This window comes from Streptosporangium sp. NPDC050148, assembly GCF_055586505.1.
Window position 1 is genome coordinate 240330 of the sequence record NZ_JBVJIA010000009.1, and the last position, 16509, is coordinate 256838.

Below are 16509 nucleotides of genomic sequence, written 5' to 3' on the forward strand. Positions count from 1 at the left end.
CGTAGCGTCGGGGGTATGCAGAGCAACAGGCGTATGCCCTCGTGGGCCGCGGCGCTGATCGGCCTGGTCTCCGGGATGGTCGCGGTGGGCTTCTCCCTGCTCGTCGCGGGCCTGGTGAACCCCTCCGCCTTCCCGGTCGTCGCGGTCGGCGACTCCGCCGTCGACCTCACCCCGGCGCCGCTCAAGGAATGGGCGATCCGCACGTTCGGCGAGAACGACAAGGTCGTCCTGATCGGCGGGATCCTGGTGGTGATGGCGTTCCTCGCCGCCCTGCTGGGACTCGCCGCCGCCCGCGACGTCCGGTACGGCCTGGCGGGCCTGGCCGCGTTCGGCCTGCTCGGGGTCGTCGCCGTGCTGACCCGTCCCGGCGCGGGCGTGACCGACCTGCTGCCGACGGTGCTCGGTGTCGGCGCCGGCATGCTCGCCCTGCACCGGCTCGTCCGCCGCGCCCTGGTGCCCGCCGACGATCTCCACCACACCCTGCGGGAGAGCCCGCCCGCACTCCGCCCGGAGCCCTCCCCGGCCCTGCGGACCGTCCCGGCGGGGACCACGCCGGTCTCCGCCACGGGGACCGTGCCCCGGACCGGTGACCGGCCCGGCGTCCCCACCTCGCAGGACACGGGCGCCTTTGCGCCTCCGGTCGCGGGCGCGTCCGTCCCGCAGGCCGCGGGCCCGTCCGTCCCGCCGGTCATGCGGGCCGGGAACGACCTGCGCGCGTTCGACCGCCGCGGGCTGCTGACCGGCGTCCTCGGCGGTGTCGCCGTCGCCGGGGCGGCAGGGGCCGCCGGACGCCTGTTCTCCGGCCGGGCCGAGGTGACCGCGGCGCGCAGCGGCATCGCGCTGCCCAGGCCCGCCAAGCCCCTGGCCCCGCTCCCGGCGGGCGCCGACCTCAGGATCAAGGGCCTGTCGCCGTTCGTCACCCCGAACGACGACTTCTACCGGGTGGACACCGCCCTGGTCGTCCCCCAGGTGGACCCGCGGGACTGGACCCTCACGATCCACGGCCTGGTCGACCGGCCCGTCGAGCTCACCTTCGCCGACCTGATGAAGCGCGCCGTCACCGAGGCCGACGTCACGCTCTGCTGCGTCTCCAACGAGATCGGCGGCCCCTACATCGGCAACGCCCGCTGGCTGGGCGTCGGCCTCGCCGGGGTGCTGCGCGACGCGGGCGTCCAGAGGGGGGCGGACATGCTGCTCAGCACGTCGGCCGACGGCTGGACCGCCGGGACGCCGGCCGACGTCGTGATGGACGGCCGCGACGCCCTGCTGGCCTTCGCCATGAACGGTGAGGCGCTCCCGGTCGACCACGGCTTCCCGGTCCGTCAGGTGGTCCCGGGCCTGTACGGCTACGTCTCGGCCACCAAGTGGGTCACCGAGATCAAGGTCACCCGCTTCGACCGGGACGAGGGCTACTGGACGCCCCGGGGCTGGTCCGCGCGGGGGCCGATCAAGACCCAGTCCCGCATCGACCTGCCCGCGGCCGGCTCGTCCGTCCCGGCCGGCCGGACCGCCGTCGCGGGCGTCGCCTGGGCCCAGCACAAGGGCGTGGACGCCGTCGAGGTCCGCATCGACGCAGGGCCGTGGCGCCAGGCCCGCCTCGCCGAGGCCCCCACCGCCGACACCTGGCGCCAGTGGGTCCTCGACGACTGGGACGCCACCCCCGGCAGCCACACCATCGAGGTCCGCGCCACCGACGCCACCGGCTACACCCAGACCGCCGACCGGGCCCCCATCGCCCCGGACGGCGCCACCGGCCGGCACACCGTCCGGGTGGAGGTCACCTGACCGCCTGACCGAGACACCGGCGGGGTACCGGCCGTTGTCCCACGCCATGCCGGAGGCGGGCCTGTAAATGGTCAACTCCTCGTCGCCCCGGTGAGCCCCGTCCTACGATCTGGCTCGCAGGTGACGGGTGACGGGGGAGCCGTGAACGAGTGGAGTGTGCCCGCGGGGGTCTACAACCCCGTGGTGACCGCGGACGGGCAGCGGTGGCGGGACTTCGAGCTGGAGGTCCAGGTGTCGGCCGTGGTGGCGGCGCCGCGCGAACGCGAGCCGATGCGCTGGGGGCCGGCGCGGCTGGACCAGTGCCGGCCGTACGGGCTGGCGGGCGGGCTGGCCAGGCCGGACCCGCAGACCGAGGAGGACATGCTCAAGGCGGTCCCGGTCACCGATCAGGGCACCCCGCGCCGCTTCCCCGACCCGCGCGGCATGTGGATCAGGCTGATCAACGGGAGCGGGTCCGGTGACGACCCGTTCCGCGCCACCAACGCGATCGACTGCGCGCTGTCGGTGCTCTCCACCTGGTACGGCGTCCCGGCGGTGGCCGCGCCCAGGAGGCCCGAGTACGACCGGGTCGGCAAGCCGCTGCTGAGCGGGGAGGCCGGGGGAGTGGCCAGGGCGGAACGCTGGCTGGGGCAGCGCTTCCAGTACGTGGGGCAGGGCAGGCACTCCTACATCCCGATCGCGCAGGCGCTGCTGGCCGGGGGGCACGGCTCGGCCGCGCTGATCGTCAACCGCTGGCCGGCCGGGGGCAGCCACGCGTGGAACGCGGTCAACTTCGACGGCGAGGTGATCTGGATCGACGCGCAGCGGGGGCACATGGCGGTGGAGCCGCCGTACGAATCGGTGACCGGCGTGTTCTGCGTCGTGATCGACAGGGAGGGGCGGCGGCTGTGAACCCGGAGCAGGCCAGGGCGGTGGCGGAGGAGTACTTCAGCGGGGTCCGCGGCACGGGCGCCAACTCCGACATCCGTATTTATGCCTTCAAAGAGGGCTATGTCGCCTGGGCGAACGAGCCGGAGCCGGACGATCCCGGCGTGCTGCCCGACACCGTGGGCGCCGGGTGCGTGGTCATCGACAAGGCCACCGGAGAGATCGTCATCCGGCCGTTGCTCAACCCCGAGACCGTGGCCGAGCAGTGGCCGGGACGCCGCCCCCGATAGGAGACGTCCCGGCCGTACCCGCCCGTCACCCCGCCCGCCGGTCCTCCGGCTCCCGTCCGGCTCCCGTCCGGCTCCCGTCCGGCTCTGCCGGGACGTGCCGGGACGTGCCGGACCGGTTCGGGGTCAGCCGCTCGCGAGCGAGCCCGTCACCGAGGCGCGGGCCGCGCGCCGGGCGGGCAGCACCGCGGCCACCACCCCGGCCAGCCCGGACAGCGCCACGAACGCCAGGATCTGCCCCACCGGCAGTCGGAACAGGACGTTCGTGGTCATCGTCTGCGCCGCGGCCCAGCCGAACACGACGCCCAGCGCCACGCCCACCAGCGCCCCGATCAGGCCCAGGACCAGCGCCTCGACCGAGAGCATCCGCCGCAGCTGCGGCCGGGTCAGGCCGAGCGCCCGCAGCAGCGCCGACTCGCGGGTGCGCTCGTGCACCGAGAGCGAGAGCGTGTTCGCGATGCCCAGCAGGGAGATGAGCACCGCCAGGCCCAGCAGGCCCGTGATGATCATCAACATCATGTCGAGCGTCTCGTCGAACTCGCCCCGGACCTCGGTCGAGCTGATCACCTTCGCCGTCGGGTACGCCTGGGTCGCCCCCTCGACCACCGCGAGCGCCTTGTCGGGGTTCACACCGTCCCGGTAGTTGACCATCACCCGGGAGTCGTCCACCCCCGGGAAGTAGCGGTCGAACTCCCCGGCCGGCACCGTCACGTCGAACAGGTTCGACTCCGCGCCGGACACGCCCGCGATCGACAGGGCGACCGGACCGGCCTCCTTCGTCCGTACGGTGATCCGGCCCCCGACGCCCACCTTGAGGCGCTCGGCGAGGTGCTCGGCGACGAACGCGGTCCCCGGCGTGAGCCGGTCGATCGAGCCCGCGTCGAGCTTCGGGGCGAACCCCGGGGCCGGGGTGAACGTACCCACCTGGTACGTGCCGTCCCCGGACTCCAGGGGGGCGGTGGTCGAGCGGAACGCGACGACCGAGGCGAACTCCGGCCGGACGCGCAGCTCGTCGGCGATCGAGCGGGGCAGGACCGAATCGCGTCCCTGGCTCTGCACCATGTAGTCGACGGGGAACTGCTCGTCGAGCTGCTGGGTGTACGTCGCCCGCACGGTGCCCGTGACGACCGAGATGACCGTCATCAGCGTCACGCCCACGGTGAGCGCCACCGTGGTGGTCGCCGACCGCTTCGGGTTGCGCCGGGAGTTGTCCAGGGCGAGCCTGCCGGGCACGCCGAAGAGCCTGGCGGGGACCCACCCGGCGAAGGTGGAGAGCGGCCTGACGATCACCGGGCCCAGGACCAGCACGCCCAGGAACACCAGCGAGGCGCCCACCATGACCACGAGGAGCGCGGTCTGGCCCGGGTCCATCGTCACCGCCAGCGTCATCACCGCCGCCCCCGCGACCAGCAGCAGCGTCGCGGAGACCGTCCGCAGCACACCGGCCCGGAAGGCGGGCTCCTCCACCTGGGCGCCCAGTGCGGCGACCGGCGCCACCCGCGTCGCCGTCCGGGCGGGCAGCAGGGCCGCGCCGACCGTCACGACCAGGCCGACGACCAGGCCCAGCACGATCGTGCGCGGCGCCAGCGAGGCGCTCGCCATGGGCAGTGGCGCGTCGAGCGCGGCGAGCACGGCCAGTGCTCCGGTGCCCAGGCCGTAGCCGAGCAGCAGGCCCATCACCGACGAGAGCAGGCCGACCACGGCCGACTCCAGCAGGATCGAGCCGAAGACCTGGCCGCGGGTGGCGCCGATGCACCGCAGCAGCGCCATCTCCCGGGTCCGCTGCACCACCAGGATGGTGAAGGTGTTGTAGATGACCAGCGCGGCCACGAACATCGCCACCACGCCGAACATCAGCAGCCCCACGCCGATGATCTCGTTGTCGCCGCCGTTGACCCTGGCCAGGTCCGCGGCGTACGTCTCACCGGTCTTGACCAGGTGGCCCTTCCCGGCCGCCGCGGCGACCGAGGCGCGCAGCGTCTCCTGGGAGACCCCCTCGGCGGCGGCGACGTCGACCTCGGTGAATCCCCGCGTCCCGGTCATCTCGCGGGCCGTGGCGGTGGTGTAGCCCACCGCCCCCATGTACCCGATCTCCTGGTCCAGGCCGCCGTCGAACAGTCCCACCAGGGCGAACGTGTGCCGCCTGTCACCGGCGTCCAGCACGGTGACGGTGTCGCCGACCCGGAACCCCCGCTTCCTGGCGGTGCCCTCGTCGAGCACGGCCTCCCGCCCGTTGCGAGGGACCCGCCCCTCGACGACGACGGTACGGTTCAGCGTCCCCTCGGGGAGCGAGATCCCCAGCGTCGGGTAGTCGCCGGCGGCCTTGCCGTCCTTGCCGATCAGGGCGGACGTCCCCCGCACCAGTCCCTGGGCGTCGGCGACGCCGTCCACGGCGCGGATCCTCCTCAGGGTCGCGTCGGAGACGAGCGCCTCCTCGTCGCCCTTGGCGGTCGCGGGGAGGACGGCGACGTCCAGCCGGTCGGCCGCCGCGGAGAACCTCTGGGTGTAGCCCGCGTCGATGGTGTCGGTCAGCACGAACGTGCCGGCGATGAACCCCACGCCCAGCGCGATCGCCAGTGCCGTCAGCGCCAGGCGCAGCCGGTGCGCGCGCAGTCCGGCCAGCGTGGTCCTCAGCACCTCACGCCTCCAGCTTCATCAGCGTGTCCAGCACCGACTGCGGCGTCGGCCCGGCCAGCTCGTCGACCAGCAGGCCGTCCCGCAGGAAGATCACCCGGTCGGCGTAGGAGGCGGCCACCGGGTCGTGGGTGACCATCACGATCGTCTGGTCGAGTTCGCGTACCGACGTGCGCAGGAACGACAGCACCTCGGCGCCGCTGCGCGAGTCGAGGTTGCCGGTGGGCTCGTCGGCGAAGATGACCTGTGGCGCGCTGATCAGGGCGCGGGCGACCGCGACGCGCTGCTGCTGCCCGCCCGAGAGCTCCGACGGCCGGTGCCCCAGCCGGTCGCGCAGGCCCACGGTGTCCACCACCTGGTCGAACAGGGCGGGGTCGGCGAGCCGCCCGGCGATGTCCAGCGGCAGCCGGATGTTCTGCTCGGCCGTGAGCGTCGGCAGCAGGTTGAACGCCTGGAAGATGAAGCCGATCCGCTCGCGGCGGAGCAGGGTGAGCTTCTTGTCGTCGAGCCCGGTGAGCTCCACGTCCCCGATGCACACCTGCCCGCCGCTCACCGTGTCCAGCCCGGCCAGGCAGTGCATCAGCGTGGACTTGCCCGACCCCGACGGCCCCATGATGGCGGTGAAGGCGCCCGTGGAGAACGTGACGTCCACACCCCGAAGCGCGTGCACGGCGGTGTCCCCCCGGCCGTACACCTTGGTCAGCCCCCTGGCCGTCACGGCCGGTGTCACGCCTCTTCGGGTGCCCCGCGCGCCGGCCTCTCCGGTGATGGTCATGTCAGTTCTCCTCGACAACGTACGACGTCATGACACGGAAGACGCTATTGACCTGGAAGAACGGATCCATCAGACATTAGGCCCGACCTGCGGTCGTGCGGAGAGCACCCGGGGGAGGAGCGGCGCCACTTTCGTCGTACCGCGGCCTCGGCCGTTCGGCCGAGGCGCGCGAGGCGATCGGGGCGGGCAGGGCAGGTCGGGACCGGGACCGGGACGATCGGGACGATCGGAACGGCCGAGGCGATCGGGGCGGACAGGGCAGGGCCGGAGCGGGGGTCAGTCGGCCGAGTGAGGGGTCACCAGGCCGGACTCGTAGGCGTACACGATCACCTGCGCCCGGTCCCGCAGGTTCAGCTTGGCCAGCACCCGGCCCAGGTGCGTCTTGACCGTCGCCTCCGCCAGCTGCAGCCGACCGGCGATCTCCGTGTTCGACAGCCCCCTGGCCACCAGCACCATCACCTCCCGCTCCCGCGCGGTCACCCCGGCCAGCGCCGTCGGTTCCGCCGTTCCCGCCGGGCCCGACGCCGGAAGGTGCACGACGAAACGTTCCAGCAACCGCCGCGTCGTGCTGGGAGCCACCACCGCGTCCCCGCTGTGCACCGAGCGGATCGCGCTCACCAGGTCCGAGGGGGGCACGTCCTTGAGCAGGAACCCCGACGCGCCCGCCTTCAGCGCCGCGAACGCGTACTCGTCCAGGTCGAACGTGGTCAGGATCAGCACCCGGGGCCCTGCGGGCACCGAGCAGATCAGGCGCGTGGCCTCCACCCCGTCCATGACCGGCATCCGCACGTCCATCAGCACCACGTCGACCGCGACCCTCCGCGCGGCCTCCACCGCCTCCGCGCCGTTGCCGGCCTCCGCGACGATCTCGACGTCGGGGTGGGAACCGAGCACCATCCGGAACCCGGTACGGAGCAGTTCCTGGTCGTCGACCAGCATGACCCGGATCACCTGGTCGCTCACCGCCCGCCACCCGCGCCGCCGCCCCGCGGGCGATCCGGCCCGCCCGCCGGACGGCGACCCGGGCCGTCGCCCCGGCCGTGCTCTCCCGCGCCGCCGGCCCCGTCCGCGCCGTGCTCCCTCATGCCGCCCGCTCCGCCCCGGCTCCGATCGGCAGCCGCGCCACCACCCGGAACCCGCCGCCCGTCTCGGGCCGGGCCTCCAGGCTCCCGCCGAACATCGCCACCCGCTCGCGCATCCCCACCAGGCCGTGCCCGCCCTCGCGTTCGGGCGCGGAGGCGCCGCGGCCGTCGTCGGTCACCCGCAGCAGCAGCTCCCGCACGCCGTACTCCATCTCGACCCAGGCCCTGCTGGACGGGCCGCCGTGCTTGAGGGTATTGGTCAGCGCCTCTTGGACGATCCGGTAGACCGTGAGCTGTTCCCCCTCGGGAAGCTCCCTGGGGACGCCGGAGACCCGCAGATCCACCGGCAGGCCGGACGCCCGTACCTGCGCCACCAGCTCGTCGAGCTGCGACAGGCTCGGCTGCGGCGCGTACTCCCCCTGCACGCCGTCGTCCCGCAGCACCCCCACCATCCGGCGCATCTCCGCCAGCGCCCTGCGCCCGGTGGCCGAGACCGCCTGCATCGCCTGGCGCGCCTGCTCGGCGTCGTGGCCGATCACATGGTCGGCCCCGTCGGCCTGAACGATCATCACGCTCACGTTGTGCGCGACCACGTCGTGCAGCTCGCGGGCGATCCTGGCCCGCTCCGCCGCCGCGGCCAGCCTGGCCTGCTGGTCACGCTCCCGCTCGGCCCGCTCGGCCCGCTCCTCCAGCCCTTCCAGGTAGCGGCGCCGGGTGTTGGCGTAGATCCCTCCCATCCAGACCGTGCCCGAGAACGCCGACGCGGAGGCGAAGGCGGCTCCGAACCCGGCCTCCGAGGGCGGCGACTGGAGGAACGCCAGGAGCAGCCCCAGCTCCACCACCAGGCCCGCCCCGACCGCCCAGCGCAACGAACGCCGTGACGCCACCCCGTACAGGGCGATGAGCACCGAGACGTTGAAGAACAGCGGCTGCACCCCGAGCAGCCACTGCAGGAAGCAGGTCATCGAGATGATCGTGAAGACCGTGAGCGGGCGCTCGCGCAGCCAGAACAGCGGCGCGAACAGCAGGACCCCCAGCCCCGCGAACCACCACACGTCCAGGCCCGCCGCCTCCCAGGCGGTGCTCCCGACGCCCGCGGACATCACGTTCTGCAGGGAGAACAGCAGGAACGGGACCAGCCAGAGGGCGTCGGTGATCCTGGGATGGCGCCCGCTCCAGGCGCGTAGTCTGCCGAACACACCACCACGATACGTACGGCCCGGTCCCCGCCCTTCCCCCTGAGGGGGGAACCCGGCGTACGACCCAGGTCGCAGACCCGGCACCGCTTACACCGGCCTTACGGCCGCTACGGCACGATGGTTTCCGGGAGCACCTTCCGGGGTGAGTAAAGGGAGCAGTTTGTGGTGATCAGTCACGACGGCGACAGGTCGCGCGGCCATGAGGACGGGCCGCGCGACCTTTCGTTCTTCCCCTTTGGAAATGTTCTGTGAAGAACGGATTCCGGGACGGCATCGTCACACCCGCGCCGGTCGAATCCGCCTCGGCGGAATGAACGTGATTCTTCTGTAGGGCCGTCGGGATTCGAACCCGAACTGGCACGGACCTAAACCGTGTGTCTCTGCCATTGGACTACGGCCCCTTGACGCTCCCGCGGAATCCCCGTTCCCATGAACGACGGACCGGGTGGACGAAACGCGGGTCTTCTTTTCTGTTGTCGAGCCGGTCGCCATTGACGTGACCGCCGTGCGATACCGATGCCCGGCCCCGCCGGACGTCCCCGATCCTACATCCCGGCCGGACGTACGGCATCCCGATTGTGATCAGGGCCCCTCTGAGCTGCCCGGAAACCGGAAGAGGCCACCTTCGGGACGTATCCCGGGAACCCCTTCCGGGCGACGGCGTCGCGACGGGGGTTTCACCGGACGGGGACGGCGCGCGAAAGCGGGACATGTCATTCCGGAAAGCTTCGGCGGGCGTCCGATGAGGACAATGGGCGCCACCCGTGCCGACGACGCCAGGGCGGCACGGGACGCGGACGACGCGGGAGAGAGGACGCCCGCCTTCGCGGGCGTTTCCTGGATGCGTTCCCATGCGCCCGGCACGCCCGGGAAAGGAAACGCGCGGCGACTCCCGGGGCACGCCCGCGTTTCCCCGGCGTGTTCCCGCGACCGCGTTTCCTGCGTCCGTGTCCCGGCGAACGGCCGCGGGAGCCCTCAGTCGAGGCCGAGCTCGCGGCGCAGGCGGGCCACGTGGCCGGTCGCCTTCACGTTGTAGAGGGCCTTCTCGATCTTGCCGTCGGCGTCGATGACGAAGGTGGAGCGGATGACCCCCATGGTGGTCTTCCCGTACATCGTCTTCTCGCCGTAGACGTCGTAGGCCCTGTGCACCTCCAGGCCGGGGTCCGACAGGAGCGGGAAGGTCAGGGCGTCGTGCTCGGCGAACTTCGCGAGCTTGGCCGGGGTGTCCTTCGACACGCCGAGGACGGCGACCCCGGCCGAGGTCAGGGAGTCGAGGCTGTCGCGGAAGTCGCAGGCCTGCTTGGTGCAGCCCGGGGTCATCGCGGCGGGGTAGAAGTAGAGGATCACGCGCCTGCCGCGGTAGGTCTCCAGCGACACGGTGGTGCCGTCGGCGGCGGGAAGCGTGAAGTCCGGGGCGGCGTCGCCCGGCTCGAGTTTCATGGTGTTCCTCCGAGGAATGGTTCCCGGGTCAACTTACCGGCCTGCCCGAAGTGCCGCGGGTGGACCGGACCTGACAGACTGATCGACATCGAGGTGTAGGGGAGGATAGCCATGGCGGACACCGATCCCGCGGAATTGGAACGGCAGATCGAGCGCACGCGCGCGGAGTTGGCCCAGACGGTGGACGCCATCGCGGACCGGGTGAGCCCGAAGCGGGTCGCGGAGCGTGGCGTGGCCAAGGTCAGGGCGAACGCGGAGCACCTGGTCGCCCAGGTCGGCGACCTGGTGGGCGGTGTCGCCGGGCCGAAGCCGGTGCGGGCCGCCGGTGAGCCGGACGACCTGTGGGAGGACGACCGGCCGGACCTGGCGCCGGTCCTGATCGGCGTGGGGGCGGTGCTGGCGCTCAGCGCGATGGTCATGCTGTGGAGGCGGCGCCACCGGTAGGGCGCCACCGGTAAGGCGTCCCGATAAGGCACTAAGGCGTCGCGGTAGGGAGCCTGAGGCGTCCCGGCAAGGCGCCACCGGCCAAGGCGTGGTCGTGGTCCCGGCGCGGGAGGCCGGGGCCCGCAGGTCAGAGAAAGGCGTGACCCTCGCCCCGGTAGGTGGGGACCTCGTCCACGACCTCGTCCCCCTCGATCAGGTGCAGGCTGGTGAAGCGCTCGCAGAGCTCGCCGGCCTTGGCGTGCCGGAACCACACCCGGTCGCCGGGGCGCAGGTCCTCGGCGGCCTGGCCGATCAGGGGGGTCTGCACCTCGCCCGCCCCCTCGTCCGGGTCGTAGCGCAGCCCGCACGGCAGGTAGGGCTGGGGCAGGCGGTCGGCGCCGGGGGGACCGGAGGCGGTGTAGCCGCCGCCGAGGACGGTGACCACCCCCGGGGACGGGCGGCGCACCACCGGCAGGGCGAACAGCGCGGCGGGCCGGCCGGTGAAGCCGCGGTAGAAGTCGAACAGCCGGGGATGGAAGAAGCCGGAGCCCGCGGCGATCTCGGTGACGGCCCGTTCCCGGGTGGTCTTCTCGATGCTGCCGGTGCCGCCGCCGTTGACGAACTCCAGGTCGCTGATCTGCCGTACGGCCTGGACGATCCGCCCCCTGCGCGTTGTCAGCTCGCGCCGGGAGCGGGCCTGCATCCAGCGGACGGCCCGGGTGCGGACCGACCTGCCGGGAAGGTCGTCCCCGACCCCGGCGATCTGCGCCTCGTACGCCATCAGGCCCACCAGGCGGAAGCCCGGCCGTTTCGCGATCTCGGTGGCCAGGTCGGCGGCCTGGACGGCGTCCCGGACGGGGGAGCGGCGGACGCCCGCCCGGAACCGGCCGCCGAAGGCGAGGTAGCCCGCGTCGACGTCCAGGCAGAGGCGGATCTCCTGGCGGTCGCGGACACCGGCGACGGCGGACTCGACGAGGTCCAGCTGCTCGGCCCGGTCCACCATGACGGTGATCTCCTGGGCGGCGCGGGGGGTGGCGGCCAGCTCGGCGAGCGCGGCGCGGTCGGCGGTGGGGTAGGCGACCAGGACGTCCCGCATCCCGCCGGAGACCAGCCAGAGGGCCTCGGGAAGGGTGAAGGCCATGATCCCGTCGAAGCCGTCCATGGCGAGGATCCGTTCGAGCAGGGCCCGGGAACGGACGGACTTGCTGGCGACCCTGATCGGCTTGCCCGCGGCCCGCCGGACCATCGCCGCCGCGTTGGCGCGCAGGGCGGGCAGGTCGACGACGGCGAAGGGGGGATCGAGGTGGGCGGTGGCCCGGTCGTAGCGCTGGCGGTCGTCCATGTCCGCAGGATAACCCGGTCGCATCGAATATGAGCCATATTCACATTGCTTCGGGGGACGGTCAACGCTCCCGCCGGTGACAGCACAAGATCGGGCAAGTGGGCGGGGGAGGGCCCGTCCGGGATCCCGGGGACGCGTACACCTGAACGAATGACGACTACTCTCCAGGACATCCTGGCGGGCTCGGGAAGCGGTGGCGGCTCGGGGAGCGGCGGTTCGGGAGGCGGCGGTTCGCCGGGCAAGGCCGCGGGCGAGCAGTTCCAGGAGGTCCGCCGCAGGTCGCTGCGGCTGCTGCGGCCGGGCAGGACCCCGGCGGGCGTCCCGGTGGCCCTGGCGGTGTCCGTGCTGCTGTCGGCCGCGGCCTCGACGACGGTGGGCCTGCTGATGGAGTCACCGGTCGCGCGCGAGCCCTACCGCCTGCTCGTCGACGGCGTGGGCTCGTGGAGATGGTCCGATCCCGCCGTCTTCGCGGTCGCGGCGCTCGCCATGCTGGCGGGCGCGACGATGGTCGCGCTCGCCGCCCTGCCGGGACGGCCCCGGCTGGTCCCGCTGGAGCCCGGCGATCCGCACCTGGTCATCGGCATCACCCGCTCCGGGCTCCGCCGTACGCTGCGCGAGGCCGCCGAGTCGGTGGAGGAGGTGAACCGGGCGCGGGTCCGGCTCGCCTCGCGGGTCGTCGAGGTCACGGTCTTCACCGACGCCGAGCGGACCGGGCCGGTCCTGCGCCGGGTGGGCACCGCGGTGGGCGACCGCCTGGCGGGCCTGGGCTCGATGTACGGCGGCGACGTCATGGTGCGCCTGTGCAGGCGGAGGGGCCGGTGAGGCCGTACACGGGGAACCGGATCGGCCTGGCCGTCACCGGCACCGTGCTCGGCTGCACCGGGCTGTACGCCTTCCTGCGGGGACGCGGCGACCTCCCCGGTCACCGGCCGGGCGCCCGGCTCGTGCACCGCGGCCTTCCGGGGTGGCTGGCCGAGCATCCCTGGCAGGGCTGGACGGCCGCGCTGGTCCTGACGGTGCTGGCGGTCCTGGCGGTGCGGTGGCTGCTACACGCCCTGGGACGGGGGCGGTGCGGCAGGCGGGCCGGGACGGGGACGGCCGTGCTCGCCGTTGCCCTTAAAGAAGTCGAAGGGCTCACCCGGGTCGGGGTCAGGCATGTACGGGACGAGCGGCTGCGCGTCACGGTGGTCTGCGCCCCAGGGACCGATGTCGGCAAGCTGGTGGCGCGGCTCAACCGGGACGCCGTGGGGAAGGTCCGACGGGCGCTCGGGGAGGTAGAACTCGGCGTGCTGGTGCGGCTGCACGTCCGGCGTCGCTGACCCGCCGTGGCCCTGCCGCCCGAAGAGCGGCATCCCGGCCGCGTCGTCGTGACGCGGCGCACGGTCCCGGGGGTCGGGGACGGGGCTGGCGTACACCGGCCGCCCGGACGCCCAGCGGTGGTCCTCCTCGCTCTCCCCGTACGGCGGCTCCCCGTGGGGGGCCCGGCCGTGATCGTCCGCCGGGTCGTCCACCGGGCCGTTCGCTGGGTCGTCGGCGGGACCGCCGTCCCCGGGGCGCACCTCGCCCAGGACGCGCTCCTCGTGCCGCCGGGAGCCGAAGGCGAGCCCGGCGGCCAGGCAGACCAGCGGGAGGGCGGGGACGACGTAGCGGTGGTCGAAGGCCGCGATGAAGGGGGGCAGCACCAGCAGCACGGTCCCGGCCGCCCACGGCAGCAGCACCGCGCCACCGAACCGGCGCAGCCGCATCAGCACGCCGATCAGCCCGATCAGGCAGATGACCGCGAGGTAGGGCCCCCGCACGTAGCCGTACTCCTGGTAGCCGCGCAGCAGCCCCGCGTACGGCTCGACCAGGACGGGCGCCCCGGAGGCGCCCTGGTAGGCCGTGGTCAGCTCCTCTGCGGTCCTGCCCTGCGAGGCGGTCCCGGCGGGGAAGGGGCGGGCGGTGTCGGGGAAGACGTAGGCGCTCTGCGGCCCGGGGGTCGGGTAGACGCGCCGCGTCCAGTCGAAGATGTGGGCCACGTCCTGCAGGCCGGTCCGCAGGAAGTCCACCGGCTGGGCCGTGATGGCCCGGGTCGCGAAGGCCCCGGCGAGGGCGTCGCGCTCGGCCCAGCTCCCCTTGATCCTGTTCAGCGGCGAGTCGCCGTCCCAGATGTAGACCGGCGGTGCCTTGCGCGCCCCCGCGGGCTCGACCGGGCACAGGGCGGCCTCGGGGCCGGGAGGCCGGATGACGGAGCAGTCGGCGAAGGTCATCGTCCGCGCCCACAGGAACGCGTTCCCCCGGGTCAGCCCGTAGGTGCCGTGCTCGGACGCGAACCAGGCCGCGTACCCGCCCAGGCCGATCGCGGCGGTCAGCGTGGCCGCGACGACCGCCCGCCACCCGGCGCGGCGGACCAGCAGGCAGACCAGGACGACGGCGATCAGGGGCAGCCCGACGGTCCGGGTGACGGTCGCCGCTGCCAGCAGCGCGCCGGCCAGCGCCGCGACCCATGTCGCCGGGCGCCGCCGCCACAGCAGCAGCGTCACCGCCAGCACCGCCAGGAACTGGAAGAGCAGATCGGCCATGACGAGGTGTTCGAGCTGGACCTGGTGGACGTCCAGCAGCGCGGGCAGCGCGGCCAGCGTCGCCCCCCACCCCGGCAGCCCGCCCAGCCTGCGCAGCAGCAGGTAGACACAGACCGCCACGGCCAGCCCGAGGAGGTGCTGGACGACGACCACGGCCTGGACGCTGGAGAGCGGCTTGAGGATCCACAGGAACAGCGCGTATCCGGCGGGGCGCGACTCCAGGGGACGCGGGGAGAGCCCGGCGTTCAGGTAGACGAAGGAGTCGGCCCAGAACCACAGGGCCGGGCGGTAGCCGAGTACGGCCAGCGCGCGCAGCCCGCCACCGGCCAGCAGGGCGAGCGCGAAGACCCAGTGCGAGGCCAGGAGGCGCAGCGCCCGCCGGCCACGGGAGGGGGCGGCCGGGCCGGGACGGCGGGAAGGGCTCACCGCGTGCGTTCCCGTCCCCACCACGACCTCCCGAGTCCTGCGGCTGAGGCCACCCAGCATAGGCGCGGGATCACGGCATCCCGTCCGGGATACGAGATTTGGTGTCGATCGGGCCATATGTCGCGGCCGGGACGCGGGGCGACGACCGCCCCCGGCCGAGGCGTCACCGGACGCGCCGCCGCCCCCGCCGGTGGAGGCGGTGGGGACGACGGGGGAGCACGGAGACGGTGGGCCGGCCCGGGTTCAGCACTCGATGACGTTCACCGCGAGCCCGCCGCGGCTGGTCTCCTTGTACTTGTCGAGCATGTCGCGGCCGGTGTCGCGCATCGTCTTGATGGCCTTGTCCAGCGAGACGAAGTGGCGGCCGTCGCCGCGCAGCGCCATCCGGGCCGCGGCGATGGCCTTGATCGAGGCCAGCGCGTTGCGCTCGATGCACGGGATCTGCACCAGCCCGCCGATCGGGTCGCAGGTCAGCCCCAGGTTGTGCTCGATGCCGATCTCGGCGGCGTTCTCCACCTGTTCGGGGGTGCCGCCCATCACCTCGGTGAGCCCGGCGGCGGCCATCGAGCAGGCCGAGCCGACCTCGCCCTGGCAGCCGACCTCGGCGCCGGAGATCGAGGCGTTCTCCTTGAAGAGCACGCCGACCGCCCCCGCGGTCAGCAGGAAGCGGATCACGCCCTCGTCGTCGGCGTCGGGCGTGAAGCGGTCGTAGTAGGTGAGGACCGCCGGGATGATGCCGGCGGCGCCGTTGGTGGGGGCGGTGACGATCCGGCCGCCCGCGGCGTTCTCCTCGTTGACGGCCAGCGCGAACAGCGAGACCCAGTCCATGGTCTGCAGCGAGTCCTTCTCCTGCGTCTCGCTCCGCAGCTGCCGGTGGAGCTGGTGGGCGCGGCGGCGCACCTTCAGGCCGCCGGGCAGCACGCCCTCCTTGCCGATGCCCCGGTTCACGCACTCGGTCATGACCCGCCACAGCACGAGCAGCCGCTCGCGGATCTCGGCCTCGCTGCGGCCGAAGGCCTGCTCGTTCTCCAGCATCAGCCCCGAGATCGACAGCCCGGTCTCGGCGCACTGGGCGAGCAGCTCGGCGGCCGTGCCGAACGGGTACGGGACGACCGTGTCGTCGGGCTTGATCCGGTCGGCACCGGTGGCGTTCTCGTCGACCACGAAGCCGCCGCCCACCGAGTAGTAGACCCGCTCGCGCAGCGTCTCGCCGGACTCCGCCAGCGCGGTGAAGCGCATGCCGTTCGGATGGCCGGGCAGGGAGATCTTGCGTTCGAAGACGAGGTCCTCGCCGATGACGAACGGGATCTCGCGGGAGCCGTAGAGCGAGACCGTGCCGGACCCGCGCATGGCGGCCAGCCGCTCGTCCACGGTGTCGACGTCGACCAGCTCGGGCTTCTCGCCGGACAGGCCGAGCAGCACGGCCTTGTCGCTGCCGTGTCCCTTGCCGGTCAGCCCGAGCGAGCCGTACAGGACGGCGCTCACCCGGGCGGTCTTCTCCAGGAGGCCGTCGCGGTGCAGGCCGCGGGCGAACCTGTGGGCCGCGGCCATCGGGCCGCCCGTGTGCGAGCTGGACGGGCCGATTCCGATCTTGAAGAGATCGAAGACGCTGATCGTCATCTGAATCCTCCCAGCGAGGGCGGCCACGCGCGCCCGGGGACGCGCGTGGCCCGGGTACCGGTGAGCCG

13 protein-coding genes and 1 tRNA gene are annotated in these 16509 nt (G+C 73.3%); 5 read left to right on the plus strand and 9 right to left on the minus strand.

Annotated elements, in window-relative coordinates:
• The first annotated feature begins 15 nt into the window (after positions 1-15).
• From ACZ6RT_RS13165 to ACZ6RT_RS13175, 3 genes are all read left to right on the plus strand, one after another.
• Positions 16-1785 (plus strand): molybdopterin-dependent oxidoreductase, encoded by a 1770-nt coding sequence (locus tag ACZ6RT_RS13165; RefSeq protein WP_470153571.1) that lies wholly within the window; start codon positions 16-18, stop codon positions 1783-1785.
• A gap of 141 nt (positions 1786-1926) precedes the next feature.
• Positions 1927-2676, plus strand: coding sequence for a toxin glutamine deamidase domain-containing protein (locus ACZ6RT_RS13170; RefSeq protein WP_344888088.1), 750 nt, complete (start codon positions 1927-1929; stop codon positions 2674-2676).
• Positions 2673-2942: a hypothetical protein gene (locus tag ACZ6RT_RS13175; RefSeq protein WP_344888091.1), complete on the plus strand. Its 270-nt coding sequence runs from the start codon at positions 2673-2675 to the stop codon at positions 2940-2942. The genes ACZ6RT_RS13170 and ACZ6RT_RS13175 overlap by 4 nt, the downstream gene beginning before the upstream one ends.
• Positions 2943-3065: 123 nt before the next feature.
• Here the strand turns inward: ACZ6RT_RS13175 and ACZ6RT_RS13180 are convergent, their stop codons facing one another.
• The 6 genes from ACZ6RT_RS13180 to bcp all read right to left on the minus strand — a co-directional run bounded on the left by ACZ6RT_RS13180 (position 3066) and on the right by bcp (position 10069).
• A complete protein-coding gene (locus ACZ6RT_RS13180; RefSeq protein ID WP_470153572.1) occupies positions 3066-5576 on the minus strand; it encodes an ABC transporter permease in 2511 nt (836 codons plus the stop codon).
• A gap of 1 nt (position 5577) precedes the next feature.
• Positions 5578-6348 carry an ABC transporter ATP-binding protein gene (locus ACZ6RT_RS13185; RefSeq protein WP_399187381.1) on the minus strand — a complete coding sequence of 257 codons (771 nt, stop codon included), beginning with the start codon at positions 6346-6348 and terminating at the stop codon, positions 5578-5580.
• A 276-nt stretch (positions 6349-6624) separates the two neighbouring features.
• Positions 6625-7299, minus strand: a complete 675-nt coding sequence (locus ACZ6RT_RS13190) for a response regulator transcription factor (protein WP_399187764.1) — start codon at positions 7297-7299, stop codon at positions 6625-6627.
• A gap of 130 nt (positions 7300-7429) precedes the next feature.
• Positions 7430-8629 carry a sensor histidine kinase gene (locus ACZ6RT_RS13195; RefSeq protein ID WP_399187379.1) on the minus strand — a complete coding sequence of 400 codons (1200 nt, stop codon included), beginning with the start codon at positions 8627-8629 and terminating at the stop codon, positions 7430-7432.
• Positions 8630-8957: 328 nt separating this feature from the next.
• Positions 8958-9030: transfer RNA gene (locus tag ACZ6RT_RS13200), tRNA-Leu, on the minus strand.
• A gap of 574 nt (positions 9031-9604) precedes the next feature.
• A complete protein-coding gene (bcp, locus tag ACZ6RT_RS13205; RefSeq protein WP_399187377.1) occupies positions 9605-10069 on the minus strand; it encodes a thioredoxin-dependent thiol peroxidase in 465 nt (154 codons plus the stop codon).
• 111 nt (positions 10070-10180) lie between these two features.
• Here bcp and ACZ6RT_RS13210 point away from each other — a divergent pair, with 111 nt between their 5' ends.
• Complete coding sequence (locus ACZ6RT_RS13210; protein WP_470153574.1) at positions 10181-10513, plus strand: DUF3618 domain-containing protein; 333 nt, start codon at positions 10181-10183, stop codon at positions 10511-10513.
• Positions 10514-10640: 127 nt separating this feature from the next.
• Here the strand turns inward: ACZ6RT_RS13210 and ACZ6RT_RS13215 are convergent, their stop codons facing one another.
• The gene (locus tag ACZ6RT_RS13215; RefSeq protein ID WP_470153576.1) at positions 10641-11834 is read right to left on the minus strand and encodes an amino acid deaminase/aldolase; all 1194 of its coding nucleotides are present in this window, start codon (positions 11832-11834) and stop codon (positions 10641-10643) included.
• Positions 11835-11984: 150 nt separating this feature from the next.
• On the opposite strand from ACZ6RT_RS13215, the gene ACZ6RT_RS13220 reads away from it, so the two are divergent.
• Entirely contained in the window at positions 11985-12656 is a 672-nt protein-coding gene (locus ACZ6RT_RS13220; RefSeq protein ID WP_399187371.1) for a DUF6286 domain-containing protein, read from the plus strand.
• A gap of 224 nt (positions 12657-12880) precedes the next feature.
• On the opposite strand, the gene ACZ6RT_RS13225 is transcribed toward ACZ6RT_RS13220, so the two are convergent.
• Positions 12881-14842, minus strand: a complete 1962-nt coding sequence (locus tag ACZ6RT_RS13225) for a hypothetical protein (RefSeq protein ID WP_470153578.1) — start codon at positions 14840-14842, stop codon at positions 12881-12883.
• 222 nt (positions 14843-15064) lie between these two features.
• Positions 15065-16441, minus strand: coding sequence for an L-serine ammonia-lyase (locus ACZ6RT_RS13230; RefSeq protein ID WP_470153580.1), 1377 nt, complete (start codon positions 16439-16441; stop codon positions 15065-15067).
• Between the last annotated feature and the right edge of the window lie 68 nt (positions 16442-16509).

Excerpts from the sequence above, each read along its gene's own strand:
- ACZ6RT_RS13230 (WP_470153580.1), bottom strand. The coding sequence starts at position 16,441 with ATGACGATCAGCGTCTTCGATCTCTTCAAGATCGGAATCGGCCCGTCC.
- ACZ6RT_RS13185 (WP_399187381.1), bottom strand. The coding sequence starts at position 6,348 with ATGACCATCACCGGAGAGGCCGGCGCGCGGGGCACCCGAAGAGGCGTG.
- ACZ6RT_RS13220 (WP_399187371.1), top strand. The coding sequence starts at position 11,985 with ATGACGACTACTCTCCAGGACATCCTGGCGGGCTCGGGAAGCGGTGGC.
- ACZ6RT_RS13215 (WP_470153576.1), bottom strand. The coding sequence starts at position 11,834 with ATGGACGACCGCCAGCGCTACGACCGGGCCACCGCCCACCTCGATCCC.
- ACZ6RT_RS13165 (WP_470153571.1), top strand. The coding sequence starts at position 16 with ATGCAGAGCAACAGGCGTATGCCCTCGTGGGCCGCGGCGCTGATCGGC.
- ACZ6RT_RS13210 (WP_470153574.1), top strand. The coding sequence starts at position 10,181 with ATGGCGGACACCGATCCCGCGGAATTGGAACGGCAGATCGAGCGCACG.
- bcp (WP_399187377.1), bottom strand. The coding sequence starts at position 10,069 with ATGAAACTCGAGCCGGGCGACGCCGCCCCGGACTTCACGCTTCCCGCC.